Annotated in this window: 28 protein-coding genes and 1 tRNA gene; 13 read left to right on the top strand and 16 right to left on the bottom strand. The window is 64.2% G+C overall.

Annotated features, from left to right (window positions below; translation table 11 throughout):
* Window positions 1-26 precede the first annotated feature (26 nt).
* From ACZ1JY_RS11590 to ACZ1JY_RS11550, 9 genes are all read right to left on the bottom strand, one after another.
* Window positions 27-443 carry a DUF3035 domain-containing protein gene (locus ACZ1JY_RS11590; protein ID WP_118072581.1) on the bottom strand — a complete coding sequence of 139 codons (417 nt, stop codon included), beginning with the start codon at window positions 441-443 and terminating at the stop codon, window positions 27-29.
* Window positions 440-958 carry a signal peptidase II gene (lspA, locus tag ACZ1JY_RS11585; protein WP_465129358.1) on the bottom strand — a complete coding sequence of 173 codons (519 nt, stop codon included), beginning with the start codon at window positions 956-958 and terminating at the stop codon, window positions 440-442. The genes ACZ1JY_RS11590 and lspA overlap by 4 nt, the downstream gene beginning before the upstream one ends.
* Window positions 958-3,966, bottom strand: a complete 3,009-nt coding sequence (locus ACZ1JY_RS11580) for an isoleucine--tRNA ligase (protein ID WP_465129357.1) — start codon at window positions 3,964-3,966, stop codon at window positions 958-960. The genes lspA and ACZ1JY_RS11580 overlap by 1 nt, the downstream gene beginning before the upstream one ends.
* Before the next feature lie 327 nt (window positions 3,967-4,293).
* Window positions 4,294-5,217, bottom strand: a complete 924-nt coding sequence (locus ACZ1JY_RS11575) for a bifunctional riboflavin kinase/FAD synthetase (protein ID WP_465129356.1) — start codon at window positions 5,215-5,217, stop codon at window positions 4,294-4,296.
* Window positions 5,214-5,711, bottom strand: coding sequence for a dihydrofolate reductase (locus ACZ1JY_RS11570; protein ID WP_465129355.1), 498 nt, complete (start codon window positions 5,709-5,711; stop codon window positions 5,214-5,216). The genes ACZ1JY_RS11575 and ACZ1JY_RS11570 overlap by 4 nt, the downstream gene beginning before the upstream one ends.
* Window positions 5,708-6,766 carry a 5-(carboxyamino)imidazole ribonucleotide synthase gene (locus ACZ1JY_RS11565; protein ID WP_465129354.1) on the bottom strand — a complete coding sequence of 353 codons (1,059 nt, stop codon included), beginning with the start codon at window positions 6,764-6,766 and terminating at the stop codon, window positions 5,708-5,710. Before ACZ1JY_RS11565 ends, ACZ1JY_RS11570 begins: the two co-directional genes overlap by 4 nt.
* Window positions 6,766-7,251: a 5-(carboxyamino)imidazole ribonucleotide mutase gene (purE, locus tag ACZ1JY_RS11560; protein WP_168903884.1), complete on the bottom strand. Its 486-nt coding sequence runs from the start codon at window positions 7,249-7,251 to the stop codon at window positions 6,766-6,768. Before purE ends, ACZ1JY_RS11565 begins: the two co-directional genes overlap by 1 nt.
* 28 nt (window positions 7,252-7,279) lie before the next feature.
* A complete protein-coding gene (gpmA, locus tag ACZ1JY_RS11555; protein ID WP_168903885.1) occupies window positions 7,280-7,966 on the bottom strand; it encodes a 2,3-diphosphoglycerate-dependent phosphoglycerate mutase in 687 nt (228 codons plus the stop codon).
* Window positions 7,967-8,012: 46 nt separating this feature from the next.
* Window positions 8,013-8,180, bottom strand: a complete 168-nt coding sequence (locus tag ACZ1JY_RS11550) for a hypothetical protein (protein ID WP_162895890.1) — start codon at window positions 8,178-8,180, stop codon at window positions 8,013-8,015.
* 154 nt (window positions 8,181-8,334) lie between these two features.
* Between ACZ1JY_RS11550 and ACZ1JY_RS11545 the strand changes: the two genes are divergently transcribed.
* Window positions 8,335-8,409, top strand: a tRNA-Thr gene (locus tag ACZ1JY_RS11545).
* 107 nt (window positions 8,410-8,516) lie between these two features.
* Window positions 8,517-9,491: a PAS domain-containing protein gene (locus ACZ1JY_RS11540; protein WP_465129353.1), complete on the top strand. Its 975-nt coding sequence runs from the start codon at window positions 8,517-8,519 to the stop codon at window positions 9,489-9,491.
* Here ACZ1JY_RS11540 and ACZ1JY_RS11535 read toward each other — a convergent pair whose 3' ends face one another.
* A complete protein-coding gene (locus tag ACZ1JY_RS11535) occupies window positions 9,492-9,782 on the bottom strand; it encodes a GNAT family N-acetyltransferase (RefSeq protein WP_118072589.1) in 291 nt (96 codons plus the stop codon).
* A 64-nt stretch (window positions 9,783-9,846) separates the two neighbouring features.
* Here ACZ1JY_RS11535 and ACZ1JY_RS11530 point away from each other — a divergent pair, with 64 nt between their 5' ends.
* Together ACZ1JY_RS11530 and ACZ1JY_RS11525 are read left to right on the top strand one after the other, a co-directional pair.
* The gene (locus ACZ1JY_RS11530; protein ID WP_465129352.1) at window positions 9,847-10,863 is read left to right on the top strand and encodes a threonine aldolase family protein; all 1,017 of its coding nucleotides are present in this window, start codon (window positions 9,847-9,849) and stop codon (window positions 10,861-10,863) included.
* Window positions 10,860-11,783 (top strand): DMT family transporter, encoded by a 924-nt coding sequence (locus tag ACZ1JY_RS11525; protein WP_465129351.1) that lies wholly within the window; start codon window positions 10,860-10,862, stop codon window positions 11,781-11,783. The genes ACZ1JY_RS11530 and ACZ1JY_RS11525 overlap by 4 nt, the downstream gene beginning before the upstream one ends.
* Here ACZ1JY_RS11525 and ACZ1JY_RS11520 read toward each other — a convergent pair.
* The gene (locus ACZ1JY_RS11520) at window positions 11,693-12,541 is read right to left on the bottom strand and encodes a Rossmann-fold NAD(P)-binding domain-containing protein (RefSeq protein WP_465129350.1); all 849 of its coding nucleotides are present in this window, start codon (window positions 12,539-12,541) and stop codon (window positions 11,693-11,695) included. The two genes, ACZ1JY_RS11525 and ACZ1JY_RS11520, sit on opposite strands and share 91 nt — an antisense overlap.
* Before the next feature lie 56 nt (window positions 12,542-12,597).
* Here ACZ1JY_RS11520 and pepN point away from each other — a divergent pair, with 56 nt between their 5' ends.
* The 4 genes from pepN (at window position 12,598) to ACZ1JY_RS11500 (ending at window position 17,742) form a co-directional block, all read left to right on the top strand.
* Complete coding sequence (gene pepN / locus ACZ1JY_RS11515; protein ID WP_465129349.1) at window positions 12,598-15,249, top strand: aminopeptidase N; 2,652 nt, start codon at window positions 12,598-12,600, stop codon at window positions 15,247-15,249.
* Complete coding sequence (gene pgeF / locus ACZ1JY_RS11510; RefSeq protein WP_465129348.1) at window positions 15,246-16,007, top strand: peptidoglycan editing factor PgeF; 762 nt, start codon at window positions 15,246-15,248, stop codon at window positions 16,005-16,007. Before pepN ends, pgeF begins: the two co-directional genes overlap by 4 nt.
* A 5-nt stretch (window positions 16,008-16,012) precedes the next feature.
* The gene (locus tag ACZ1JY_RS11505) at window positions 16,013-16,642 is read left to right on the top strand and encodes a glutathione S-transferase (protein WP_465129347.1); all 630 of its coding nucleotides are present in this window, start codon (window positions 16,013-16,015) and stop codon (window positions 16,640-16,642) included.
* A 227-nt stretch (window positions 16,643-16,869) separates the two neighbouring features.
* A complete protein-coding gene (locus tag ACZ1JY_RS11500) occupies window positions 16,870-17,742 on the top strand; it encodes an OmpA family protein (protein WP_240946671.1) in 873 nt (290 codons plus the stop codon).
* A 166-nt stretch (window positions 17,743-17,908) separates the two neighbouring features.
* Here the strand turns inward: ACZ1JY_RS11500 and ACZ1JY_RS11495 are convergent, their stop codons facing one another.
* Both ACZ1JY_RS11495 and ykgO read right to left on the bottom strand, forming a co-directional pair.
* The gene (locus tag ACZ1JY_RS11495; protein ID WP_465129346.1) at window positions 17,909-18,517 is read right to left on the bottom strand and encodes an HAD family hydrolase; all 609 of its coding nucleotides are present in this window, start codon (window positions 18,515-18,517) and stop codon (window positions 17,909-17,911) included.
* Window positions 18,518-18,664: 147 nt separating this feature from the next.
* Window positions 18,665-18,790, bottom strand: coding sequence for a type B 50S ribosomal protein L36 (gene ykgO / locus ACZ1JY_RS11490; RefSeq protein WP_011446910.1), 126 nt, complete (start codon window positions 18,788-18,790; stop codon window positions 18,665-18,667).
* Between the two features lie 203 nt (window positions 18,791-18,993).
* Between ykgO and ACZ1JY_RS11485 the strand changes: the two genes are divergently transcribed.
* Window positions 18,994-19,746: a hypothetical protein gene (locus ACZ1JY_RS11485; RefSeq protein WP_465129345.1), complete on the top strand. Its 753-nt coding sequence runs from the start codon at window positions 18,994-18,996 to the stop codon at window positions 19,744-19,746.
* Here the strand turns inward: ACZ1JY_RS11485 and galE are convergent.
* Window positions 19,740-20,741: a UDP-glucose 4-epimerase GalE gene (galE, locus tag ACZ1JY_RS11480; protein WP_168903893.1), complete on the bottom strand. Its 1,002-nt coding sequence runs from the start codon at window positions 20,739-20,741 to the stop codon at window positions 19,740-19,742. The genes ACZ1JY_RS11485 and galE overlap by 7 nt on opposite strands.
* Window positions 20,742-20,860: 119 nt before the next feature.
* Between galE and ACZ1JY_RS11475 the strand changes: the two genes are divergently transcribed.
* The 4 genes from ACZ1JY_RS11475 to ACZ1JY_RS11460 all read left to right on the top strand — a co-directional run bounded on the left by ACZ1JY_RS11475 (window position 20,861) and on the right by ACZ1JY_RS11460 (window position 23,733).
* Window positions 20,861-21,523 (top strand): DUF4136 domain-containing protein, encoded by a 663-nt coding sequence (locus ACZ1JY_RS11475; RefSeq protein WP_465129344.1) that lies wholly within the window; start codon window positions 20,861-20,863, stop codon window positions 21,521-21,523.
* Window positions 21,524-21,643: 120 nt separating this feature from the next.
* Complete coding sequence (locus ACZ1JY_RS11470; RefSeq protein WP_465129343.1) at window positions 21,644-22,198, top strand: DUF4136 domain-containing protein; 555 nt, start codon at window positions 21,644-21,646, stop codon at window positions 22,196-22,198.
* On the top strand, window positions 22,195-23,325 hold the full coding sequence (locus tag ACZ1JY_RS11465) for a M14 family metallopeptidase (protein ID WP_465129342.1): 1,131 nt from the start codon (window positions 22,195-22,197) through the stop codon (window positions 23,323-23,325). The genes ACZ1JY_RS11470 and ACZ1JY_RS11465 overlap by 4 nt, the downstream gene beginning before the upstream one ends.
* A 276-nt stretch (window positions 23,326-23,601) precedes the next feature.
* On the top strand, window positions 23,602-23,733 hold the full coding sequence (locus tag ACZ1JY_RS11460) for a hypothetical protein (protein WP_255418793.1): 132 nt from the start codon (window positions 23,602-23,604) through the stop codon (window positions 23,731-23,733).
* 53 nt (window positions 23,734-23,786) lie between these two features.
* Here the strand turns inward: ACZ1JY_RS11460 and ACZ1JY_RS11455 are convergent, their stop codons facing one another.
* Window positions 23,787-24,443 carry a hypothetical protein gene (locus tag ACZ1JY_RS11455; RefSeq protein WP_465129341.1) on the bottom strand — a complete coding sequence of 219 codons (657 nt, stop codon included), beginning with the start codon at window positions 24,441-24,443 and terminating at the stop codon, window positions 23,787-23,789.
* A 126-nt stretch (window positions 24,444-24,569) separates the two neighbouring features.
* The gene (locus tag ACZ1JY_RS11450) at window positions 24,570-25,091 is read right to left on the bottom strand and encodes a GNAT family N-acetyltransferase (protein WP_465129340.1); all 522 of its coding nucleotides are present in this window, start codon (window positions 25,089-25,091) and stop codon (window positions 24,570-24,572) included.
* Window positions 25,092-25,095: the final 4 nt, after the last annotated feature.

The following is a 25,095-nucleotide window of genomic DNA, read 5'->3' as shown; positions in this document are numbered from 1 at the left end:
TTTCATATCGCACTCAAGCCGAAAACTCAGCCCGGGATAGAAGCCGAAGCGGCCTGACCGTCACCTTCCGGCGCGGCGAGGATGTCGCGCACGACCTGGCCCTTGGCCACGGTCTGCGTGCCGGGATCGCCCACGGTCGAACGGATCGAGGCGGCGGCCGTGCCCGCACGATTGAGCGTGTCGGTCTCGACGCTGGAGCGCGCCGAAGGGCCGCCGAACAGGGTTTCGAGCGTCTGCTTGCCGGTTTCCGAATCCTGCGGACGCGGCGCGCCGGGGCTCGGCGGGGTCAGCGCGAAATCGGGCGGCACCACCAGCGGCGCAGCGCGGGTCACTGCCATTTCATCGGGACGGTCACGGTTGAACAGCGAACCGCCGCCACCGCAGGCCGAGAGCAGGGTCGCCCCCGAGACGACAAGAGCAAGGGCGGCAGCTTTACGCATCATGCATTCTCCGTGGCGGTATGGTCGCCGCTATCGTTTGGCTTTTCGCGCGATTTGAACGAGCGGGCAAGCAGTATCAGGACGCCGAACGTGATCGCCACGTCGGCCAGATTGAAGATGGCGAAAGGCCGCCATTCGCCGATGTGCAGGTCGGCATAATCGATCACATAGCCCAGCGTCAGCCGGTCATAGATATTGCCGAGCGCTCCGCCGAGCACGAGCCCCAGCGCCAGGATATCGCCCCGCAAGGTCTCGCGCAGCATCCACACCGTCACGCCCAGTGCGATGAGCGCGGTGACGATGATCAACCCGTACCGCATCTCCATCGATGTCGCCGTGAACATGCCGAACGAAACGCCGTAATTCTCGGCATAGCGCAGGTCGAAGAACGGCAGCAGGTCAATCACGCCAATGTCGCGCAGCATCAGCGGGCCGACCATCACCGCCTTGACGATCCGGTCGACCACCGCGACCAGCAGTGCAAGGCCAAGGCCCTCGATGCGCGGGCGCGCCAGCATCAAGCGGCCGCGCCTGCGTCAATCGCCGTCACGACCGCGTCGCAACGATCGCAAAGGTCGCCGTCTTCCGAAACTTCCGGAAGCAGGCGCCAGCAACGGCCGCACTTGTGGTCGGTGGAACGGGTGACGGTCACGTCACTGCCCTGCCCGCGATTGACTGTCGCAGTGATGAACAGCTCTGCCAGATCGGCCTCCGGCGCGCTGTCCGGCACGGTCACCACAGCTTCCAGCCCCGAACCCAGCACCTTCTCCCGGCGCAACGGCTCGATCGCTTCGTTGACCGTCTGGCGCAGCGCGCGAAGTTCGCTCCAGCGCGCTTCGTCCACCGTCACGGCAGGCACGTCCGGCCATTCCAGCAGATGCACGCTGTCGCTGCCCGGATAGCGCGAGGCCCAAACCTCTTCCGCCGTGAACACAAGCACCGGCGCGCCATAGCGGACTAGCGCGTGGAACAGCGTATCGAGCACGGTGCGATAGGCGCGGCGCTTCGGGTCCGTCACCGCGTCGCAATAGAGGCAGTCCTTGCGGATGTCGAAGAAGAAGGCTGACAGGTCCTCGTTGCAGAAGTCGGTCAGCGCGCGGACATAGGTGTTGTAGTCGAAGTCCTCGACGGCCTGACGCAGCGTCGCATCCAGCTTGCCGAGCAGACCGAGCATGTACTGCTCCAGCTCTGGCATTTCCGCCACTGGCAGCCGCTCGTCCTCGCTGAAACCGTCCAGCGCGCCCAGCAGGTAGCGATAGGTGTTGCGCAGCTTGCGGTACTGGTCGGCAACCCCCTGAAGGATCTCCTTGCCGATGCGGTGGTCCTCGGTGAAATCGACCGAGAGCGCCCACAGCCGCAGGATGTCCGCGCCGTAATCGCGCATCAGGTCGATCGGGCTGATCGTGTTGCCCAGGGACTTGGACATCTTCATGCCCTTCTGGTCCATGGTGAACCCGTGCGTCAGCACCGCGTCATAAGGCGCCCGCCCGCGCGTAGCGCAGGATTCGAGCAGCGAGGACTGGAACCAGCCGCGATGCTGGTCCGACCCTTCGAGATAGAGGTTCGCAGGCCACTGCAGGTCCGGCCAGCGCCCCGATTCCAGCACGAAGGCATGGGTGGAACCTGAATCGAACCACACGTCGAGAATGTCGGTGACGCGCTCGTAGTCCTCGAGCTTGTACTTCTCGCCCAGGTACTCCTGCGCCCGTTCCTCGTCCCACGCATCCACGCCCTCGGCCATGACCGCCGCGACAATGCGCGCGTTGACGTCCGGATCGTTGAGGTACTGCCCGGTCTTGCGATCCACGAACAGCGTGATCGGCACGCCCCAAGCGCGCTGGCGGGAAAGCACCCAGTCAGGGCGGCCCTCGACCATCGCGCCGATGCGGTTGCGGCCCTTCTCTGGCACGAAGCGGGTGTCGGCGATGGCTTGGAGGGCGATCTCGCGCAAAGTAGCCCCTCCGTCAGCGCTACGCGCTGCCACCTCCCCATTTGGTTCCACAAAATGGGGAGGATTTGATCCTCCCTGTTTCTCCGCAGGATAAACGGGGAGGGGGACCGCCGCCGCAGGCGGGGGTGGAGGGGTAATCGCCCGATCCATCGGCACGAACCACTGCGGCGTGCAGCGATAGATCACCTTGGCCTTCGAACGCCACGAATGCGGATAGGAATGCTTGTAATCGGCAGACGCCGCCAGCAAACCGCCAGCCTCGCGCAGGTCTTCGCAGATCGGGCCATCGGGCGCATTGAACTTGGGGTTGATGACCGAGCCCTGCCCGCCGAGCCAGCCCCAGTCCTCGCGATACTTGCCATCGCCCTGCACCGCGAAGACCGGCTCGATCCCGTGCGCCTTGCACAGCGCAAAGTCGTCCTCGCCATGATCGGGGGCCATGTGAACAAGGCCGGTGCCGTTGTCGGTGGTGACGAAGTCGCCGGGGAGCATCGGGCGCGGCTTGGCGAAGAAGCCTCCGAGTTCGTGCATCGGGTGGCGGCAGATGGTTCCGGCGAGGTCGAAGCCTTTGATAACCTTTTCGCCAAAAAGGTTGAGAATGTCTGGGGTTTCCTCGCAGATATCCGACCAGTCAATCTTGGCAGCGACCTGCTTCAGCCGTGCAACGAAGGCGTTGAACAGCGGTGCTGCAACAAGCACCTTCCTGCCAATCGGGATGCCATGCTCGGCCATCCGTTCATCTGCTGCCGTGCTTTCCGCAGCACCCTTCCCAGGCTCGGAGAACAAGCTGAAGAGGACATACTCAACCTCAGGCCCATAGGCCAAAGCCTGGTTCACCGGGATCGTCCAAGGCGTTGTCGTCCAGATCACCGCATGCGCGCCGACCAGTTCGGGGATCGGCGACTCAACAATCTCGAACGCCACGTCCACCTGCGTCGAAACGATGTCCTCGTACTCAACCTCGGCCTCGGCCAGCGCAGTCTTTTCGACCGGCGACCACATCACCGGCTTGGCCCCGCGATAGAGCTGGCCGCTTTCCGCAAACTTCAGCAGTTCGCGCACGATGGTGCCCTCGGCTTGGGCGTCCATCGTCAGGTAGGGGTTGTCCCAATCGCCATTGATGCCGAGGCGCTTCAGTTGCTCGCGCTGCACGTCGACCCACTTCTGGGCATAGGCGCGGCATTCGGCGCGGAATTCCTTTGGCGGAACCTCGTCCTTGTTTTTCTTTTTCTTGCGGTACTCTTCCTCGACCTTCCACTCGATCGGAAGGCCGTGGCAGTCCCAGCCGGGCACATAGGGCGCGTCCTTGCCCAGCAGCGTCTGGGTACGGCAGACCATGTCTTTCAGGATATGGTTCAGCGCATGGCCGATGTGCATGTCGCCATTGGCATAGGGCGGGCCATCATGGAGAATGAACTTTTCCCGGCCTTTGCGGCTTTCGCGGACCTTCTGATAAATCCCTTGATCCTGCCAGCGTTGCAGGATCACCGGCTCCTTTTGGGGCAGGCCAGCCTTCATCGGGAAATCGGTCTTCGGCAGGAAGACGGTCGGGCGGTAGTCTCGCGGTTCGGTCATGACCGGCGGGCCTTAGCGCTGCTGTGGGCTTTGCGCAATTTTTCTGGCGTGGCGGGAGAGTCGTTTCGCGCAGAGGCGCAGAGGCGGCAGGGATCGCAGAGAAGTTTGCGGGCTTCGCCCGGAATGTCTCACGCAAAGACGCAAAGACGCAAAGAGATCGGTAGCGCCGCAGGCCTTGATTGCCTATCGTCTGGAGCGCCAGCGGGTCAAGGCGGCTTCGCCGCAAAGCGCTACACCTTCGCGTCTTTGCGTCTTTGCGTGAGAATATTCTACTCTTCTCCGCGCCCTCTGCTTTCTCTGCGCCTCTGCGTGAAACAGAATCCGCCGCTACGCCAGCAACTCGCGCGCCCGTTCGCAATCGCGCTCCATCTGCGCCACCAGCGCATCCAGCCCATCGAACTTCGCCTCGGGCCGCAGGAAGTGGTGGAACGCCACCTCGATTTCCCGCCCATAGAGATCGCCGGCAAAATCGAAGAAGTGCGGCTCGAGCAGTTCCTTGGGCGGATCAAACGTCGGGCGAATGCCCAGATTGGCAGCGCCCTTGAGCACGCGCCCGTCAGGCAGACGCCCGGTCACCGCGTAAATGCCATAGCGCGGGCGCAGGTACATGCCGATGTCGAGGTTGGCGGTGGGGAAGTTGATCGTCCGGCCCAGCTTGTCGCCATGCTGCACCATGCCCCTGATCGCGAAGGGCCGCGTCAGCAGCTTCGTCGCCGCCTCGCAATCGCCCGATTTCAGGGCATCGCGAATGCGGCTGGAGGAGACAACCTCGCCCTCCAGCGTGACCGGCCCCACCGCGCGCGCGCGCAACCCGAAGCGTGGCCCGTCTTCGCGCAAGACCTGCGCATTGCCGCTGCGGCCCTTGCCGAAGGTGAAGTCCTCGCCTGTGACAACGCCCACCGCACCGAGATGCCCGACCAGCCCCGCCTCGATCCACTCGAGCGCGGTCATGCCCGCCACCTCCGCGCCGAAGTGGATCACCAGCATCGCATCCGCGCCCGCCGCGCCGAACAGTTCCTGCCGCTGGTCCAGCGTGGTCAGGCGGAAGGGTTCGGCATCCGGCTTGAAATGCCGCACCGGATGCGGATCGAAGGTGGCGACGATCGCCGGCCGGCCTTCCGCCTTTGCCCAGCGGATCGCTTCGCCGACGACAGACTGATGGCCAAGGTGGAACCCGTCGAAGTTACCCAGCGCCAGAATGGCTCCGCGCATCGATTCCGGAACCGGCTGCAGGCTGTCGAGCCGGATCATGCGTCAGCTCTGGCGTAAGTGACGAAATCGAAAGCGGGTCTTTCAGACTCAGCCGGATGCACTTCGCGCGATACCTCTGTCCACTCCGGTCCGAGCGGCTCCATCACGGTATCGCCCTCGAACTTTCCGTGTATCTCGGTCAATTCCACGCGTTCGGCAAGGGGCATGAACAGGCGGTAGATCTCCGCCCCACCGACGACGGCGACTTCGCCCGCTCCCGCAATCGAGAGCGCCTGCTCGACGGAGGTCGCCACTTCCGCCCCGTCAGCGCTCCACCCGCCATCGCGCGTCAGCACAAGATGGCGGCGGCCCGGTAGCAACCCTGGCAGGCTCTCGAAGGTCTTGCGGCCCATGATCATGGGCTTGTTCATGGTCAGCGCCTTGAACCGCTTGAGATCGGCAGGCAGGCGCCACGGCAGGGCATTGTCCCTGCCGATCACGCCATTGTCGGCGCGGGCATAGATCAGGAAAAGTCCGGGTCGAACCCCGCTCACAGCACCAGCCGCGTCACGTGGCCCATCTTGCGCCCCGGCCGCACTGCCGCCTTGCCATATAAGTGCAGGTGATTGGCGGGGTCGGACAGGATTGCGGGCCAATCGTGCGCATCGTCGCCGATCAGGTTGTCCATGACCACGCCCTTGGCCGCCAGCGCGGTCGATCCCAGTGGCAAGGCGCAGATCGCGCGCACGTGGTTCTCGAACTGGCTGGTGAGCGCGCCCTCGATAGTCCAGTGCCCGGAATTGTGCACGCGTGGCGCCATCTCGTTGAACACCGGGCCGTCCGCCGTCGCGAAGAATTCCAGCGTCAGCACGCCGACATAGTCTAGCGCATCGGCCACTTTCGCTGCCAGCGCCCGTGCCTCTTCAACCTGTGCGACAATCACCGGCGAGGCCGGCACGGTCGAACGATCCAGAATGCCGCCCTTGTGCACGTTCTCGGCGCTGTCCCAGAAGCGCACTTCGCCCGCTTCGGTGCGCACGAGGATCACCGAGAACTCGGCGTCGAAGGTCACGAAGCCTTCGTAGATGAGCGGCTTGCCCGGAAGCTCAACGGCCTCGGCATCGGACGGCGCCATGATCCGCCACTGCCCCTTGCCGTCATAGCCATCGCGCCGCGTCTTGAGGATGCCCGGTGCGCCGATGCTGGCCACCGCCGCGCGCAGGTCCTCCATCGTATCGACCGTCGCCCAAGGCGCGGGCCGACCGCCCAAGCCTTCCACGAACGACTTCTCGTTCACCCGGTCCTGCGCCACTTCCAGCGCCTTGGCTGGAGGATGCAGCGGCGCATGCGCGGTCACCGCAGCCAGAGGTGCCGCCGCCACGTTCTCGAACTCGTAGGTCACGACAGCGCACTGCGCCGCAAACGCCGCGAGCGACGCCTCGTCGTCATACGCGCCTTGCGTGAACGCCGCACAGACATCGGCGGCAATCGAATCCGCTTCCGGCGCATATATGTGGCAGCGATAGCCCAGGTTCGCCGCCGCCAGCGCGATCATCCGGCCAAGCTGACCGCCGCCGAGGATGCCGATCGTCTCGCCCGGTGCAATCATCAGACCGGCTTCTCCGCCACCGAATCGGTCTGCGCGGTGCGGAAGGCGATCAGCCGCTCGGCCAGTGCCTCATCCGACGTCGCAAGAATCGAAGCGGCAAGGATGCCCGCATTCGTCGCCCCCGGAACGCCGATCGCCAGCGTGCCGACCGGAATGCCACCTGGCATCTGCACGATCGACAGCAGCGAATCCATGCCCTTCAGCGCCTTGGACTCCACCGGCACGCCGAGCACCGGCAGGTGGGTCATTGATGCGACCATGCCTGGCAGGTGCGCCGCGCCGCCAGCGCCAGCGATCACCACCTTGAAGCCTTCAGTGTGCGCGCCCTTGGCAAAGCTCACCAGCCGCTCGGGCGTGCGGTGGGCCGAGACGATGCGGCATTCATGCGCCACGCCGAGCTTCTCCAGCACGGCAGAGGCGTTCTTCATCGTCTCCCAGTCGGACTGGCTGCCCATGACGATGGCGACCAAAGGCTTCTCAGACATCTCCCGCCCCCTTCAGGCTGTCGTGCGCTCAGCGCTCCGAGAGGTAATAGCGTTCGATCTCGGCGAGGTTGTCGTCGAGTTCATAGACGATCGGCTGGCCGGTCGGAATTTCCAGCCCGGTGATGTCCTCGTCGGAAATGCCCGACAGGTGCTTGACCAGCGCGCGCAAGGAATTGCCATGGGCCGAGACGATCACCGTCTCCCCGGCGCGCAGCGCAGGCGCGATCTTCTCTTCCCAGCACGGCAGCACGCGCGCGATGGTGTCCTTGAGGCTTTCGGTGGCGGGCACCGCGATCCCGGCATAGCGCGGGTCGGACGACAGATCGAATTCGCTGCCCGCTTCCAGCACCGGCGGCGGCACGTCGAAGCTGCGACGCCACACCTTGACCTGATCGTCGCCATGCTTGGCCGCGGTCTCGGCCTTGTCGAGCCCGGTCAGGCCGCCATAGTGGCGCTCGTTCAGGCGCCAGTCCTTGTCTTCCTGCACCCACAGGCGCCCGGCTGCCTCAAGCGCCAGATGCAGCGTCTTGATCGCGCGGGTCTGCAGCGAGGTGAAGGCCAGCGTCGGCAGCACACCCTTGTCCTTGAGCAGCTTGCCCGCGGCGAAGGCTTCGGCCGCGCCCTTTTCCGTAACGTCAACGTCCCACCAGCCGGTGAAGCGGTTCTCGAGGTTCCACTGCGACTGGCCGTGGCGAATCAGGATCAGGCGAGGCATCGGGGCATCCTGTAACTGACAAAGAAAATGAACCGCGCCCCTAGCGTCAGGCGGCCGGATTGGAAAGCCCGGTTTCCGGCGAATCGGGCGATTCGACTGCCATCACATCAGCAGCACCCATCGCCCTGGCCTGCGCCTTGCGACGCTTCAGGTTCTCGCGCAGGCGGGCCGCCAGGCGTTCTTCGCGGCTTATCGGGGATTTGGGGTCGCTCATTCCGGTGTGAATGCCGATTGCGCCATGTTCCTGCAAGTCTTGTCGAAGATGAGGCTGGAACGTCGCTTGACAAAGGCCCATGCCCCCGTCATTAGCGCGCCCCTGCCCACCCCGCCCGTCCAGCGGCTCCGGAGTGGTAGCGCGGAAATGGTGTGCTGCTGTAGCTCAGTGGTAGAGCGCATCCTTGGTAAGGCTGAGGTCGGGAGTTCAATCCTCCCCAGCAGCACCATTTCCCCGCATACACGGCATGATCTGCCGTAAAATCTTACTTTCGATATATGGAACTTCAGGTTCTGTTGCGGCTTTATCGCCAGAGACAAGTACGTGGGGCTCCTGATGCTTTCGAAAGCAGAACTCTCTCCTGAAAGCTTGTCGCACGTTCTTGAACAGAGCACGGACTGCGTCAAACTCGTCGATCCTCAGGGCAATCTCTTGTGGATGAATCCGAACGGCCTTTGCGCCATGGAAATCGATGACTTTGAACAACTTAACGGCAAGGAATGGGCCAACCTCTGGCCGCAGCAAGCTCAACCGATGATCCGCTCGGCCCTTGAAGGTGCCCGCTCCGCCGGTGTGGTTCGTCTCGAAGCGTTCTGTCCCACCGCCAAGGGCACGCCTCGCTGGTGGGAAGTAAGCCTTTCAGCCGTTCGTACGCCAGACGGCGCACATGCAGGCTACATCTCCATTTCGCGGGACGTGAGCCAGTTGCACGCCGATCGCGAGGCGCTGAAAGTTCTGCTGGCCGAGATGCGCCACCGCCTCAAGAACAGTTTCGCCATGGTTTGCGCCATGTTGCGCACCGTGGCGCGTGGAGACGCGGCAAATACTGCGTTCGCCACAGACATGGTGGCCCGAATATCGGCGCTCGCCACGGCACAGACCCTGTTCGATGGCGAAACCGAGCAGTCCGACCTCCAGGAGCTGCTGTCCACGTTGCTCCTGCCCTTCCGCAAGGCCCAGGGCATGCAGGTGGACCTCGATTGCGCGCCGAATCAGCAAATCGATCGACGCGAGGCCGATGTGATTTCGCTGGTGGTCGGCGAATTGACCGTGAATTCGACCAAGCACGGCGCCATCGGCCACGGTGGCAGCATAGCACTGCGCGCAGCAGTCGAAGGCGACGCGACTGGCGGTCGCCACACCATCGTCTGGGAGGAGCAATCGGCCCAACCGGTTTCCGCAACATCGCGCGCAGGCGGGCAAGGCCTCTCGCTCATCGAACGCATCTGCACAGCCCGTGGAGGCACATTCGGCATCGACTGGCAAGAGCGCGGCCTCGTCGCCACGCTATCGCTGCCCCGAAACCTCTGATCAGGCGCGCAAGTCGGCCCACTCCGGGTGGCGGCGGAACGCGGCCTCGACATAGCTGCACTGCGGCACGATCCTGAAGCCGAACTGGCGGGCATCGTTGACCAGCGCCTTTACCAGTTCGGCCGCCACGCCGCGCCCGCCAATCTCGGTCGGCACCAGCGTGTGATCGGCCACCACCATATCGCCCTGGCGTTTATAGGTCAGCCGCCCGATCGCATCGCTGCCTTCCACCCTTGCATGATACTCGCCGCGTGCGCCCTGATCGAGGTGGGTTATGGTGACGTCCGACATTGTTGTTCCTTGGCCTTTTGTGACTGCTTGACCCGAAACGCCGCTGCCGACATTGCGGTTTCCGATGAAATTTCTCTCCGACAACACCGCCGCTGTCCACCCGAAGATCTGGGACGCCATGCGCGCTGCCGACGCGCCCGATTCGGGCTATGACGGCGATGCCCTGTCGCGCCATCTGGACGAGGCGTTCTCTTGTCTGTTTGGCACCGAATGCACGGCGCTATGGGTTGCCACCGGCACGGCAGCCAATTGCCTCGCACTTGCCGCCATGGTCCCGCCCCACGGCGGCGTGGTCTGCCACCGCGAAGCCCATATCGAAATGGACGAAGGCGGTGCGCCCGGCTTCTACACCCACGGCGCCAAGCTTATGCTCGCCGATGGCGAAGGCGCAAAGTTGACACCCCAGGAGATCGAGCGCGTGATCGACCCGATCCGCAACGACGTCCACCAGGTCCAGCCTCACGCCATCTCGATCACCCAGGCGACCGAATATGGCCGCGTCTATACGCCGGAAGAGGTCGCCCGGATCGGCTCGCTTGCGCAAGGGCGCGGCCTTGGCCTGCACATGGACGGCGCGCGTTTTGCCAATGCGGTCGCGCACCTTGGCTGCCATCCCGCCGAAGTGACGGCGCAAGCCGGCGTCGACGTCCTGACCTTCGGCTGCGTCAAGAACGGCGGCATGAACGCGGAAGCGCTGGTGTTCTTCGACATGGAACTCGCTGACGTCGTTCGCTACCGCCGCAAGCGCGCCGGGCATCTCCAGTCGAAGGGCCGGTACCTCGCAGCGCAGGTTCTTGCGATGATCGAGGGCGACCTCTGGCTCGACAATGCCCGCGCCGCCAACGCCGCCGCGCAGGAAATCGCGCAGGCTTGCGGATCGCGCGTGTTCCACGCCGTCGAAGCGAACGAGATCTTCGTCGTGCTCTCCCCGGCAGAGCAGGCAACGCTGCGCGCGCAGGGCTTCGACTTCTACGACTGGACTGCGCCTGAAGGCGCCCCCGGTGCCGCGCGGCTGGTCACCGCGTGGAACACCGACCCGGCTCATGCCTCTGCGCTGGCGCGGGCAATCTCTGCGCTATGACCGAGGCAGAGCAGCCGGGTCAGGCCCGGTTCTGGCAACTCGACGTTGCCGGCCCCTTTTTCCTCGTCGCGCTGATCTGGGGCTCGACCTGGCTGGTGATCAAGGACCAGATCGACAGCGTGCCGCCAAGCTGGTCGGTAACCTGGCGCTTCATCGCAGCGGCCATCGGCATGGCCGCAGTTGCCATGTTTCGCCGGGAATCCCTGCGCGTCTCTAACACCACGCTCAAGGTTGCCGCGCTGCTCGGCCTGCTGCAGTTCGTGATGAACTTCCAGTTCGTGTACCGCGCCGAGCACCACCTGACGTCGGGCATCGTCGCCGTAGTCTTCGGCCTGCTGGTCGTGCCCAATTCGCTGATGGCTTGGGTCTTTCTCAAGCAACCGGTAACCCGCGCCTTTCTTGGTGGATCGGTGGTGGCCGGAGCCGGAATCGTGCTGTTGCTGCTGCACGAATACCGCATGGCGCCCCCCGAAGGACAGGTCCTTGTCGGCATTGCGCTGACCACAGCCGCGCTGTTCAGCGCGTCGTCGGCGAACGTCCTGCAAGCAAGCCGCATGGCGCGCGGCATTCCGATGATCCCGATGCTCGCCTGGGCCCTGCTGTTCGGCGCAATTCTCGACGCCGCCTTTGCCTGGATCGTGGAAGGACCGCCGCAGTTCGATTTCCGGCCGGGCTACATCTTCGGGGTACTTTATCTCGGGATAATAGGCTCTGTCCTCACCTTCCCGCTCTATTTCCGCCTGCTCCAGCGCCTCGGGGCAGGACGTGGGGCCTACAACGGGGTGCTGGTGCCGGTTGTCGCGATGCTGCTGTCGACCGCGTTCGAGGGCTATCGCTGGTCGGTGCTGGCACTCGCAGGATCGGCGCTGGCCATGCTCGGGCTGGTGCTGGCGTTGAGGGCGCGCAGTCCGTCGCGGTAAGTCGGAAAGCTAAGCCTCCACCCGAGCAGGCGCTTGGCCTTGCCATTGGCCACACGGCGGTTCTCGACATAGAAGGCCAGAGCCATTGGCGAGAGATTGGCTTCTTCCAGCGACTGCATCGGCGGCGGCGCAACGCCCAGAAGCCGTGCCGCCTCCTCGATTACCGCGTTCTGGCTGCAGGGCAGATCGTCGGCGAGGTTGTAGACGCCTGCTGGCCCTGCAAATCCGGCGATCACCCCGCTGGCAATGTCCTCCACGTGCACGCGGCTAAAGACTTGCCCCGGAATATCAATGCGATGCGCCTTACCCTCGGCCACGCGGTCGAGCGCGCTGCGCCCCGGACCGTAGATGCCGGGCAGGCGGTAGACCCGCACTTTGGGCGATAGCGCCTGCCAATCAAGATCCGCCTGCGTCCGCGCCGAACGCCGCCCAGTGCCGACGATTGAGCTTTCATCCACCCAAGCCCCGCCCGCATCGCCATAGACCCCGGTCGAAGAAAGATAGCCGATGGCCTCGAGCGGCGCTGCGGCAATCCCGTCGCCATAGGTCTGCAGCACCGGATCGCCCCCTTCGCGGAGCGGAGGGACCGAGGACAGTACGTGCGTCGCCTCCGCCATCGCCGCCTCGACCGCCGTGCGGTCAGAGAAGGCGATATCGCCCGCACTCCCTGTTCCGCGCACCGTCCAGCCCTGCGCCCGCAGCCTCGCCGCGATCACCTGCGAGGTGTAGCCCATTCCGAAGATCAGCAAGTTTCCCATCAAAAGCCTGATAACCGCGATTGCCCCGCCGCGCACGCGTTCCTAAGTTCAGCGGCATGAACGATCTCTCCGGCCAGCCCGTCATCGCCCCCACCGTGATCCACCGCGCGGATTACCGCCCGCCCGAATGGCTCGTTCCCGAAATCGCTTTGGATTTCGCGCTTTCGCTGAATGCCACGACGGTTCAGGCGACCCTCAAGGTCACGAAAAATCCCGCAGGCGCAGGCACTTCACTGCTGCGCCTCAATGGCGATGCGATCGAGCCCAAGGGGGTGACCGTCGACGGCCACGCCCACAATGACTGGCACATGGATGGCCCGGACCTCGTCATCGAACTGCCCGGCGATGCGCATGACGTCGGCATCGAAACACTGATCGATCCTTCGGCGAACACCCAGCTTTCCGGCCTTTACGCCTCGAACGGGCTGCTCTGCACCCAGTGCGAGGCCGAGGGCTTCCGCCGCATCACCTTCTTCCCCGACCGGCCCGACGTGCTCTCGGTCTATTCGGTGCGGATGAGCGGGGACAAGGCGCAGTTTCCCGTCCTCCTGTCCAACGGCAACCCCACCGCTTCGGGCGAGAATGGCGACGGAACCCACTGGGCCGAATGGCACGACCCCTGGCCCAAGCCTTCCTATCTCTTCGCGCTGGTGGCCGGTGAACTCGTCGCAAACCGCGATAATTTCACGACAAAATCCGGCCGCAAGGTGAACCTGGCGATCTACGTCCGCCCCGGCGACGAGGAGCGCACCGACCATGCCATGCGCTCGCTCATCGCCTCGATGAAGTGGGACGAGGACGTCTATGGCCGCGAGTACGACCTTGATGATTTCAACATCGTGGCGGTCAGTGACTTCAACGCCGGCGCGATGGAAAACAAGGGCCTTAACGTCTTCAATACGCGCTATATTCTGGCCGATCCCGAAACCGCGACCGATGGCGATTATGACGCGATCGAGGGCGTGGTGGCGCATGAGTACTTCCACAACTGGTCGGGCAACCGCGTTACCTGCCGCGACTGGTTCCAGCTCTCGCTGAAAGAGGGCTTCACAGTCCTTAGAGATCAACAGTTTAGCGCCGATCGCGGCTCTGCGCCGGTCAAGCGGATCGAGGATGTGCGGATCCTGCGGGCCGTGCAGTTTCCTGAGGATTCGGGGCCGCTTGCACACCCGATCCGACCGGATTCCTATCAGGAAATCAGCAACTTCTACACCGCGACGGTCTATAACAAGGGCGCCGAGGTGATCCGCATGATGACCGTGCTGGCGGGCATGGAGCGGTTCCTCAAGGGCACCACGCTTTACTTCGACCGCCACGATGGCGAGGCGGCGACCTGCGAAGACTTTGTAAAGGCTATAGAAGATGGCGCCGGGCTGGACCTGAAGCAGTTCCGCAACTGGTACGAACAGGCCGGAACCCCGCGTGTGAGCGTTTCCATGACGCTCGAAAATGCAAATCCAACTCTCGAGGGCGGAGAGGCAACTCTCGGAGGCAGAGTGGTAACTCTCACGCTCAAACAGGCAACTCTTCCCACGCCGGGGCAGCCTGAGAAGAAACCCTTCGTGATCCCGCTGCGCCTCGCCCTGTTCGACCGCGAGACCGGCAAGCACCATGGCGAGGAACTGATCGTCCTGACCGAGCCGGAGCAGTCCTTCACCTTTGATGGATTCACGTCGCTCCCCGTTATTTCCATCAATCGCGGCTTTTCCGCGCCGGTCGAAATCGTCGCGCCGGTGACGACGGAGGACCTTGTCTTCCTCGCCCGCCACGATGACGATCCCTTTGCCCGCTACGAGGCGATGCAGCAGCTGATCGTGCGGCATCTGGTCGGCGCGGTGGCGGGCACGCTGGAGAACCGCGAGGCATCGCAGGCCGCCATCGGCGCGGCGATGGGCGCAATTCTCGACGACGCCGCGCTTGATGACCTGATGCGCGGCGAACTGCTGATCCTGCCGGGCGAAGCCTATCTTGCCGAGCAGCTGACCCGCGCCGACCCGACGCGCATCTTTGCCGAGCGCGAGGGCCTGAAGCGCTGGCTGGGCGAGACGCTGAAGGACAAGTGGCTGGCCCTGCACGACCGCGTCTCCGCCGTGCCCTACAGCCTTGAGGCCGAGGCGCGGGGTGCGCGCAAGTGCAAGACTCAAGGCTTGGTCTATCTGGGAGCGGCCGATCCCGCCGAGGCCGCGCGCCGCGCCAAGGCGCAGTATGATGGTGCCACCAACATGACCGACCGTCAGGGCGCCTTGATGGTGCTGTGCAGCCTCGATTGCCCAGAGCGCGAAGCGGCGCTCGCCGATTTCCACGCGCGCTTTGCCGGGAACATGCTGGTGATCGACAAGTGGTTCTCGCTGCAGGCCGGCTCGCTCAATCCCAAGGCGACCGAGCATGTGAAGGCGCTGGCGCAGCATCCCGACTTCACCATGACCAATCCCAACCGCGTCCGCGCGCTGTGGATGGCGTTTGCGGCGAACGCGCAGGCGTTCCATCGGGAAGGCGGCGAAGGCTACCGCCTGATCGCCGACCTGATCCTCAAGCTGGACCCCATAAACGGCAATGTCGCGGCGCGCTTCGTGCCCTACCTCGGCCGCTGGAAGAAGGTGGAGGAAGGCCGCGCCGCGCTGATGCGGGCAGAGCTGGAGCGGATCGCTGCCGAGCCGACACTGTCGCGCGATGTGCGCGAGCAGGTGAGCAAGAGTCTGGAGGCGTGAGCACAGAGGCGCTGACCCATCCGCTTATTACAGGCGCGGCGCATGGTTTCCTTGGCCGCAAGGGCGGGGTGAGCACGGGCGAGCTGGCGGGGCTGAACGTCAGCTACAGCGAGGACGATCCGGCGCTCACCAGTGAAAACCGCCGCCGTGCGGTGGAAGCGGTGCTGCCGGGCGGAACCTTGCAAACCTGCTTCCAGATCCATTCGCCCGATGTGGTGACGGTAACCGAACCGTGGGCCGATGCCGATCGTCCACGTGCCGATGCCCTGGTGACGAATCGCCCCGGCGTTGTCCTTGGCGTGCTGACGGCGGACTGCGCGCCGGTGCTGTTCTGCGATGCGCAAGCCGGCGTAGTCGGCGCGGCGCACGCCGGGTGGAAGGGCGCGTTCACCGGCGTGACCGATGCGACGATTGCCGCGATGGAAGCGCTGGGGGCGAGCCGCGACAGGATCGCCGCCGTGGTCGGACCATGCATCGCGCAGAAAAGCTACGAGGTGGACGCAGGCTTCGAAGCGCGTTTCCTTGAGCAGGCTGGCGAGAACGAGCGGTTCTTCCGGGCCGGACGCGACGGCCATGCATGGTTCGACCTTGAGGGCTATGTCGCCTCGCGTCTGCGCGATGCGGGCCTTGCCAAGGTCGGCATGCTGGGCGAGGACACTTATGCGCAAGAGGCGCGGTTCTATTCGTTCCGCCGCGCCACGCACCGCAAGGAACCGGGCTATGGCCGGCAGATCTCGCTGATCGGCTTGCGCGGCTGAAGCCCATGGCATTGCCGGTCCTCTACAGCTTCCGCCGCTGCCCCTATGCGATGCGGGCGCGGCTGGCGATTGCGGTAAGCGGCGTGGCCGTGGAACTGCGCGAGATCAAGCTTTCGGCCAAGCCGCCCGCAATGCTCGAAGCCTCGCCCAAGGGCACGGTGCCGGTGGTGGTCCTGCCCGATGGCGGGGTGATCGAGCAGAGCCTTGAGGTGATGCACTGGGCGCTGGCGCAGGCCGATCCTGAAAGCTGGCTGGAGCGCGACGATGCGGCGCTGATCAACCGGAACGACGGGCCGTTCAAGCACGACCTTGATCGCTACAAGTATCCGGAACGCCACGGCAGCGATGCCTTGGTGCACCGGGAAAGCGGGCTGGTGTTCCTCACCGAACTTGACGCGCGGCTGGCGCTGCATGGCCAGTTGTGCGGAAGCGAACGCGGACTGGCCGATATGGCGGTCATGCCGTTCGTGAGGCAGTTTGCGGCAACGGACCCGGTGTGGTTCGACAGCCAGCCCTTGCCGCACTTGCAGCGCTGGTTGGCGGGGCATCTCGAGTCCGCGCTGTTTGCGAGCGTCATGGGCAAGTTTGCGCCGTGGCGCGAGGGTGATCCGGCGGTGGTGTTTCCGGCGGTGTGAGACTGCTGGCGGCGGCGCTGATTGCCCACCACCGCCCCCTCCCGCCTGCGGGAGGGGAGAAGAGAATGGGGCTCATTCCATCCCATGGTGATGCACGTCCCACTCGGTTCGTCGCACGCTTGGCGCTGCCAGTGCCCGGAATCGGGTTCCCGGGCGGGATCGTTCATGTGCGGGAAAGTTCCGTCGCAACACCGACACATTTTTGAAGGTCGCAAGGAGCGTTCTCGATGACTACCACTACCCCCCGGCGCGCCGGCATGATGCTGCTGGCTGCTGCTGCCGCATCGGTTTCCGCAATCGCTGTAGCCCAGCCGCAAAACGGCATGCAGGATCCCAACATCATCGTCGAAGGCGAAGTCGTGCCGGATACCTCGGCGATGACCAAGGGGCCCGAGGTCAAGGGCATCATCACCGCGCGCAAGGGTGACAAGATGAAGGTCACCGCCGATGATGGCACCAGCACGATCGTGTTCTTCAACGATGCCACGACGGTCAAGGCCAGCACCGGACTGTTCGGTTCGAAGAAGCTGACGACGCAGAACCTGCTCAACGGTCTGCCGGTGACGGTCAAGACCATGCAGGCGGGCGAGGCGCTGCTGGCCAGCCAGATCACCTTCCGCAACGGCGACTTCAAGACCGCCAAGATGATCCGCAACGGCACCGCGCAGGGCTTTGCCGAACAGACCGCCGCCACCGCAGCGCTCAAGGGCCGCATGGGCGACATCGACAAGTACAACATCAAGGCGACGACCAACGTCTACTTCGACACCGGCAAGCATGCCCTGACGCCGCAGGCCAAGGCCGAGCTGTGCCAGACCGCGTCGATGGCCAATAGCACCGAGAACGCGCTGATGCTGGTTGTCGGCTACACCGATTCGGTCGGTGACGAGGAATACAACCAGACGCTGAGCGAGAAGCGCGCCGCCAGCGTGATCAATTTCCTGCAGCAGCAGTGCCGCTGGGCACCCTACCGCATGCTGACGCCGACCGGCATGGCCGAATCGGACCCGGCGGCGGACAATTCGACAGAGGAAGGCAAGGCGCAGAACCGCCGTGTTGCGGTGAACGTGCTGGTCAGCAAGGCCATCGACGGGCTTTGAGTTGTTAGAAGGTGGGGCGCGCGCGATGCGCTCCACCCCATCTGCTTCGTCGCCCCGGGCCTGACCCGGGGTCCCGCTTTCTTTTTGGCGGCGCTGCTTTGCCAAAGAACAGCGGGACCCCGGATCTAGGCCGGGGTGACGTTATTTCGAAGGGGCGGTGCAGGGGCTAGAGCAGGCCCAGCGCGACCAGCCGCGCTTCGAGCGCGTCAGGATCGCCCACGAAGTGATGCACTTTCCAGCCGAGCGACTGTGCTGTGGCGATGTTCGCCGCGTTGTCGTCGATGAACAGCATGGTTTCGGGCGGGCGGCCGAAGCGGCGGGCGGCGAGGTGGAAGATCGCCGGGTCGGGCTTGACCAGCCGTTCCACCGCCGAAATCACGATGTCGCGCATGTGGTCGAGTATCGGGAAGGTCGGGCGGAACAGGCCCCACGAATCGACGCCGAAATTGGTGATCGCGTATTGCGGCACGCTCTTCGCGGCGAGGCGCTCGATCAGGGTGTGCGTGCCGGGCACCGGCCCCGGCAGGCTGGCGAGCCAGTTGCTGGCGTAGAGCGCGATAAGATCGGCGTGCTGCGGAAACTGCACGGTGCGAGCGGCGACCATTTCCGCGAAAGACACGCCTTCGTCATGCTGGGCGTGCCAATCCTCGGTCACGACTTCCGAGACGAATCGGGCGCGTTCCACGGGATCGGGGATCGCTTGCGCATAGATGCCGGCGAGATCGAACTGCACCAGCACACGGCCGATGTCCCAGACGACTGCTTCAACGGACATGCCAGCCTCTCGATTCGCGACCTCGCGATCTGCCGCCCATAAACGACTGCGCCCCCGCGTTTCGGCGGGGGCAGCGTGGCTCAACGCAGGAGCCGGTCGGTTTCCGGTGCAGCCCCGCCGTCGCGAGACTGCACCGAAACTCTGGAATTAACCCTGGCGCGCCTTGAAGCGCTTCTGGGTCTTGTTGATCACGTAGACACGGCCACGGCGGCGGATCACGCGGTTGTCCCGGTGGCGGTCCTTGAGCGACTTCAGGCTGTTGCGAATCTTCATGTCGAATCCCTTTGCCCGAAGCTGACCGGGCTGAAAACTGAAGCGTGGCCGTTAGTGGGGGCAAACCCCCAAGTCAACCCTGCGGGAGGCAAATCGCCGCGCCGGGGCGCTTTCTTGCAAAGCGGAAGGCCCTGTGCAAACACCGCCCAATCAGGCGGGCCGGGCAGGCGGATCGGGCCTGCGAGGGATATGGGCAGGCCAGCATGTTGATCCAGCCGCAGGGCGTTATCCAGAAACCGGGCGAGCCCTATTTTCTCAACCCCGCGCTGCTTGCGCTCAACGCATTTGAAATCGACATTCAAGCCGAACTGCTTGACGAACTTGCGCCGCTGGCGCTCGAATCGCGGAAGATGGAAAAATACCGGGGCCGCTTTCGCCTGTCGAATGGGGTGAAGCTCTACAACGAACGCCCGCGCCACTGGAGCAGCGACATCTGCTGGTTGAGCCATGCCGACGAGGCCGCCTACCACTGGTTCGAGGAGATTTATCGGCGCATGAACCTGTCGGCGCTGGTCGCCCCGTTCGTGCCGCATGACCGCGAGATCCGTCTCTATGCGGCGTTCCTGGTGACGCGCAGCCGCTGCAAATCGCTCGACATGCATTACGACTGGCTGACCGAGGAAAGCGAGGCGTTCACGCTGATGGCGCCATTGACCGCCAATGCCAGTGACATGGGCATGACCTATGAAACGGTCGTCGGCGGGCAGCGCAACCTGACCTACCGCATGGGCAAGGGGCTCGTGTTCGGGCCGCGCTTCCGGCATTCGACCGCAGTGGGCCAGCTGGACGAGCGCGCGGTGTTCCTGTGCTTCAATTTCGGCACCGACCGCATGGACAACTGGCGCGAGATCAGCCGGACGACGGCGACCCAGTGCGAGCTTCTCCGCCAGCCTGACGGCAGCTTCATCACCCATGCGCAATGGCGCAAACGCTATGGCGAAGGGCGCGCCTACTGAGCGCGAAGCTCACCCAGCTTGCGCTCCCACGCCAGCGCGTGGGTGACGATGGTGTCGAGGTCGGCATATTGCGGCACCCATGGCAGCCTTGCCCTGATGCGGCGATTGTCGGAAATGAGCGAAGCCGGATCGCCGGGGCGTCTCCCCTGCATCTCGCGCACGATCCGGCGATTGGTCACGCGGTCAACCGCATCGAGCACTTCGAGCACCGAGAAGCCGCGTCCGTAGCCGCAGTTCATCGTCAGCGAATCGGAGGGGCTGGCGATCAGCGCTTCGAGCGCCAGCACATGGGCGGCGGCGAGATCGGATACGTGGATGTAATCGCGCACGCCAGTGCCGTCGGGCGTATCGAAATCGGTCCCGAACACGCCGACCGAGGCGCGCTTGCCCAAGGCCGCCTCAACCGCGACCTTGATCAGGTGGGTGGCGCCCGCGGTGGACTGCCCGGTGCGGCCGTGCGGATCGGCACCCGCCACGTTGAAATAGCGCAGCGCGCAGTAGTTGAGCGGGTGGGCGGCGGCGACATCGGCCAGCATCGCCTCGGTCATCAGCTTGGACATGCCGTAGGGATTGATTGGACGCTGCGGCGTATCCTCGGTGACGGGCGAGACTTCGGGCGTGCCATAAGTGGCAGCGGTGGAGGAGAAGATGAAGTGCGGCACCCCCGCCTCGACCACGGCAGCGATCAGCGCGCGGCTCTTGGCGGTGTTGTTGTGATAGTACTTCAGCGGGTTCGAAACCGATTCGGGCACGACGACGGAGCCAGCGAAATGCATGACGGCGCGGGTGCCCTGTTCGGCAAAGATGCGCGCCACAAGATCGGCGTCCTCGATGTCGCCTTCGTAGAACGGCACGCCATCGGGCACGGCGAAGCGGAAGCCGGTGACCAGATTGTCGATCACCGCCACCGGGTATCCGGCGTCCTGCAGCGCCAGCACCGCGTGGCTGCCGATGTAGCCTGCGCCGCCGGTGACGAGAACGGGGACCTTGGACATTGGCGATTCGCTCCGGACTGGCGCAGGGTTCGTTGCTCCCGCGCGTTCATGGTTGCGACAGCGCGAGCGTTTTACACGTCCGGGCGGGTCGCGCCTCACCCCTTACGGGAAAATTACGAATGAAAGCCAAACCGATCTTGTCCGCAATCGCCATCGTCGCGGCGAGCACCAGCGCGTCGGCCCAGCCCGTGCCGATGGGCGGGCGGTGGGACAGTCCGATGGACCAGCGTATCGGGCGACAGAATGCCGAGCCTTCGCGCAAGGTCGAGGTCGAGGCGTTCCAGGCGGCGGATGCTGCGGCGCTGCTGGGCAAGGGACCGATCACCGTGGCTGCGGCCGAAGGCGCGGAGGCCGAATGGAAGCTGCCGGTCTATGAGGCCGCGGTCGTCGACCAGCTGGCCAAGCTTGGTTATCAGACAGCGGTGAGCGGGGCCGAGGGCGGGCAAGTGGCGCAGATCGGCATCCGCCACGAACAGGTCATGCCCGAAGAGCCCAAGCGCAAGCCGGTTTCGGGGGCGATGGAAGTGGGCGTCTCCAACCGCGGCAACTACACCGCGATGGCGCTGAACATCGATCTGACCAAGGCGAAGAAAGCGATCGTCTCCACCCGGCTCGACGTGCGCATCCGCGACAAGGCGACCAACCGCGTACTGTGGGAAGGGCACGCCGAAACGCAGACGCGCGAGGACGACGATGGGCTGGACAACGGCGCCGTGGCGACAAGGCTGGCCTCGGCGCTGTTTGCGAAATTTGCCGACGCGCAGGTGGTTCCGGCGAGCTGACTGGAGCAGGTGTGCCAATTGGCATTGCGGGAAAGGCCGCGGCGTAGCACCAACTGCGCCATGATCATGGGACGCAGAATGATGAAACGCCTAAGCGCTGCAGTTGCACTCGGTGCCCTGATGGCAACGCCAGTTCTGGCCAAGCCCGCGCCGATTGACGTGACCCGCTTCCACACCGCGCAGACGCTGCCCCGGCTGAAAGGGGCGGCGGTGATAGTCGAGGCGGCGCCCGGCGGCGATCAGGCCAGTCTTGAGAACCAGGTCTGGCTGGCCGCCGTGCAGAAGGAACTCTTCGCCAGCGGCTTTGGCAGTGCGACCCCAGGCGCGGCGGATGTCGTGGCCGAGGTTCGCGTCAATCGCGAGGTGCTCAAGCGCGAGAAGCAGCGCGGGCCAGTGAGCGTCGGCGTTGGTGGATCGACCGGCAGCTATGGCGGCGGCGTCGGGCTGGGCGTCGGCATCAACCTTGGCGGGGGGCCCAAGGAATACGTGGTGACGCAGCTTTCGGTGCGCATCCGCGACCGCCGGACCGGCGAGGCGCTGTGGGAAGGCCGCGCCGAAAATCGCGAAAAGGCCAAGGCCAAGGAAGCCGAGCCGGCGCTTGCAGCACCCCGTCTGGCGCATGCCCTGTTCTCGGGCTTCCCCGGCACGTCAGGGGATACTATCACTGTCAAATGACAGATATCCGCATCAATGCCGCCTTCGATTCCGGCAATATCGAAGTTCTTGAGGTTTCGGGCGCGAGCGCGAAGCTTTCGATCCGCAAGGACCGCGATTCGGAGTTCTTCCAGTGGTTCCACTTCCGCGTCGATGGCGCGGCAGGGCGCAAACTGGAGCTGAAGATCACCGGGCTTGGCAATTCCGCCTATCCGGGCGGATGGCCGGGATACCGTGCGGCGTTTTCGGAAGACCGCGAATACTGGGGCCGCACCGAGACCACTTACGATCCGGGCGAGGACGGCGGCACGCTGACGATTCGCCACGCTCCGCAAGCCGGCACCTGCTGGTTCGCCTATTTCGCACCCTTTTCGATGGAGCGGCATCACGATCTGGTGGCGCAGACGGCGGCGCTGCCCGGCGTCACCCATCGCAACCTCGGCACCAGCATCGAGGGGCAGCCGATCGACTGCCTCGAAGTGGGCGAGGGTCCGAAACAGGTCTGGCTCTATGCCCGACAGCATCCCGGCGAATCGATGGCCGAGTGGTGGATGGAAGGTGCGCTGGACCTTTTGACCGACCCGGCCGATCCGCATGGCCGGAAGCTGCGCCAGCTGTGCCGCTTCCACGTGGTGCCCAATGCCAATCCGGACGGCTCGTGCCGCGGGCACCTGCGCACCAATGCCGTTGGCGTGAACCTCAACCGCGAATGGCATGAGCCGACGCCGGAGCGTTCGCCCGAGGTGCTGGCGATCCGCAATGCCATGGACGAGAGCGGCGTGGACTTTGCCATGGACGTCCACGGCGACGAGGCGATCCCGCACGTGTTCCTGGCAGGGTTCGAGGGAATCCCTTCGTGGACCGACGAGCTTGGCGCGTCCTATGAACGCTATCGCCGCATCCTTGAACGCCGCACGCCCGATTTCCAGACGCGGCGCGGCTATCCGATTGCCGCGCCGGGCCGGGCCAACCTGACGATGTCGACCAACCAGGTCGCCCACCGTTTCGGCTGCGTGGCGATGACGCTGGAAATGCCGTTCAAGGACAACGACGACCTGCCGTGCAAGGAACAGGGCTGGAGCCCGGAACGCTCGAAGCTGCTGGCGCGCGATTGCCTGGCGTCGCTGCTTGAATGGCTTCAGGACTGATCTCCCCCCTCTCGCATGCGGGAGGGGCCGGGAGTGGGCGTGCGACTTGTGCGGCAATGGAGGACTGAAGGTCTTTCCGGATTATCTCAGGCAAAGCCGCAAAGACGCGAAGATGTTGCGCTTCGTTCGAGGTCGCCTGATACGGCTGACGTTTCGGCTGGACGGAAGCTTGAGGCAGACACGGCCTCTTTGCGTCTTCGCGGCTTTGCGTGCGAATAATCCTCGCCAGGCGACCCTTTTACGCAAAGTTAAGAGATCAGGGCGCATGGCTCGGACATGGCCCGCACCATCGCCCTCATCCACGCGCCCCTCGCCGACTTTTCGGCGGTTGAACTGGCGCGCAAGGCGATCGTGCTTGGCTGCGCTGCGGCGCTGATCATGGCGGGCAAGCCGTTTCTGTTTTTCTGATCGGGTAACGCCTGCCCTCGGGCGATTGCGGAGGTCGAAACCCACTCGCTGCCTTAGTCGCCAAGCTCCAGAACCCGTTTTGCCGCAAACCAAGTGCGCCAATCGAAGGGAGCATCGCTCAGCGATCCAGACAAAGTCTCGGCCAGCAGACTCATCAAATCGGCGTAGTGGCTCATGCAAGCGGCATTTCCCGATGCTCCGACCACGGCGCGCTGCTGCCAGCGCTCGAACCTGAGCCCTGTGCCGTCAAGATACTGGAATGCCTCGCCCCGGTACCCCTTCACCTTCTTGTCAAAGACATCGAAAAACAGTTTTGCATCGGCTTTGTTAAGCGAGAAGCTTCTCTCGTAGGCTGGCCCTGTTCCATCGTATGCAATTGCGTAGATTGCACCTTTGGCTGACGCATCCGTGAGATTTTCCAACGAGATCTGGTACCGCCAGCGAGGCCACTCCGACATCACCAGCCGCAAGCCACCTTTCGCTTCCGGGTCGAGTTTATGGCGTTTCTCGAACTCACGAATGACTGTCAGATCAGTATCGTGCCATTCTCCGCCAACGGCGAATTGGCGCACTTGGGTGGTTCGGCTGTATTGGCGGTCGCCTTCATCCAACACCAATAGACCGATACCATAGAACACGACAGCGACGGCCAGGAAGATCGCCGCCTTGGCAACGATATTGCGAGCAGATTTGCCGTTATCCTTGATCACAGCCGGGAGATAATCGCAGGTCAGCCAATTCGACAACGATATTTGACGATTCTACGCAAGATCTTGGGAGTTTTACAGTCCGTTGAGGCGTTTTGTTTGTCCGTCGGAAGGTAGCCACCCGACCGTTTAGCCGATCGAAAGCGGGGCGATCTGTCGTGTCATCCAGCGTGCCTGCGATCCATAGACCGCAACCTTGGTTTCAAGCTCAGCTGACACTTCTGCTTCAGCGAAGCCAAGTGATTGCCAATAGGGCGCGGCGCCTTCCACAGCGATCAATTCTGCGCAAAGCAATTTCTGGTCGGCAGCCAGTTCGAAGGCGCGGTTCACCAAACGTCGTCCGAGCGCCAAACCGCGTCCGTTCGCGCCGACGGCAAGATCATGGATGAAAAGGACTTCGCTCAGGGCTGAGGGCGACAGAATGGCGCCTATGGGTGGCGGGCTCTGCCGCGGCCAGCCATGAGCAAGCAGATAGCCCAGCAATTTTCCATCGGAAACAGCCGCCAGGCAGAATTGCGCCGATGCGTCGAGCCGGCTCGCGAAGGCGTCGGCAGGTTCGACAAGAAAGGATGGATAGACCTGTGACTGGATTGCCAGCGCGGCAGGCAAGTCACGCCGCTCCAACTGCCGTATGACGAGGTCCTTGGACATTCCT

This window comes from Novosphingobium sp. BL-A-41-Hi4B-X5A (assembly GCF_055521705.1).
The sequence above is the reverse complement of the archived record's forward strand: the minus strand, read 5'-3'. Positions and strand labels throughout refer to the sequence as shown.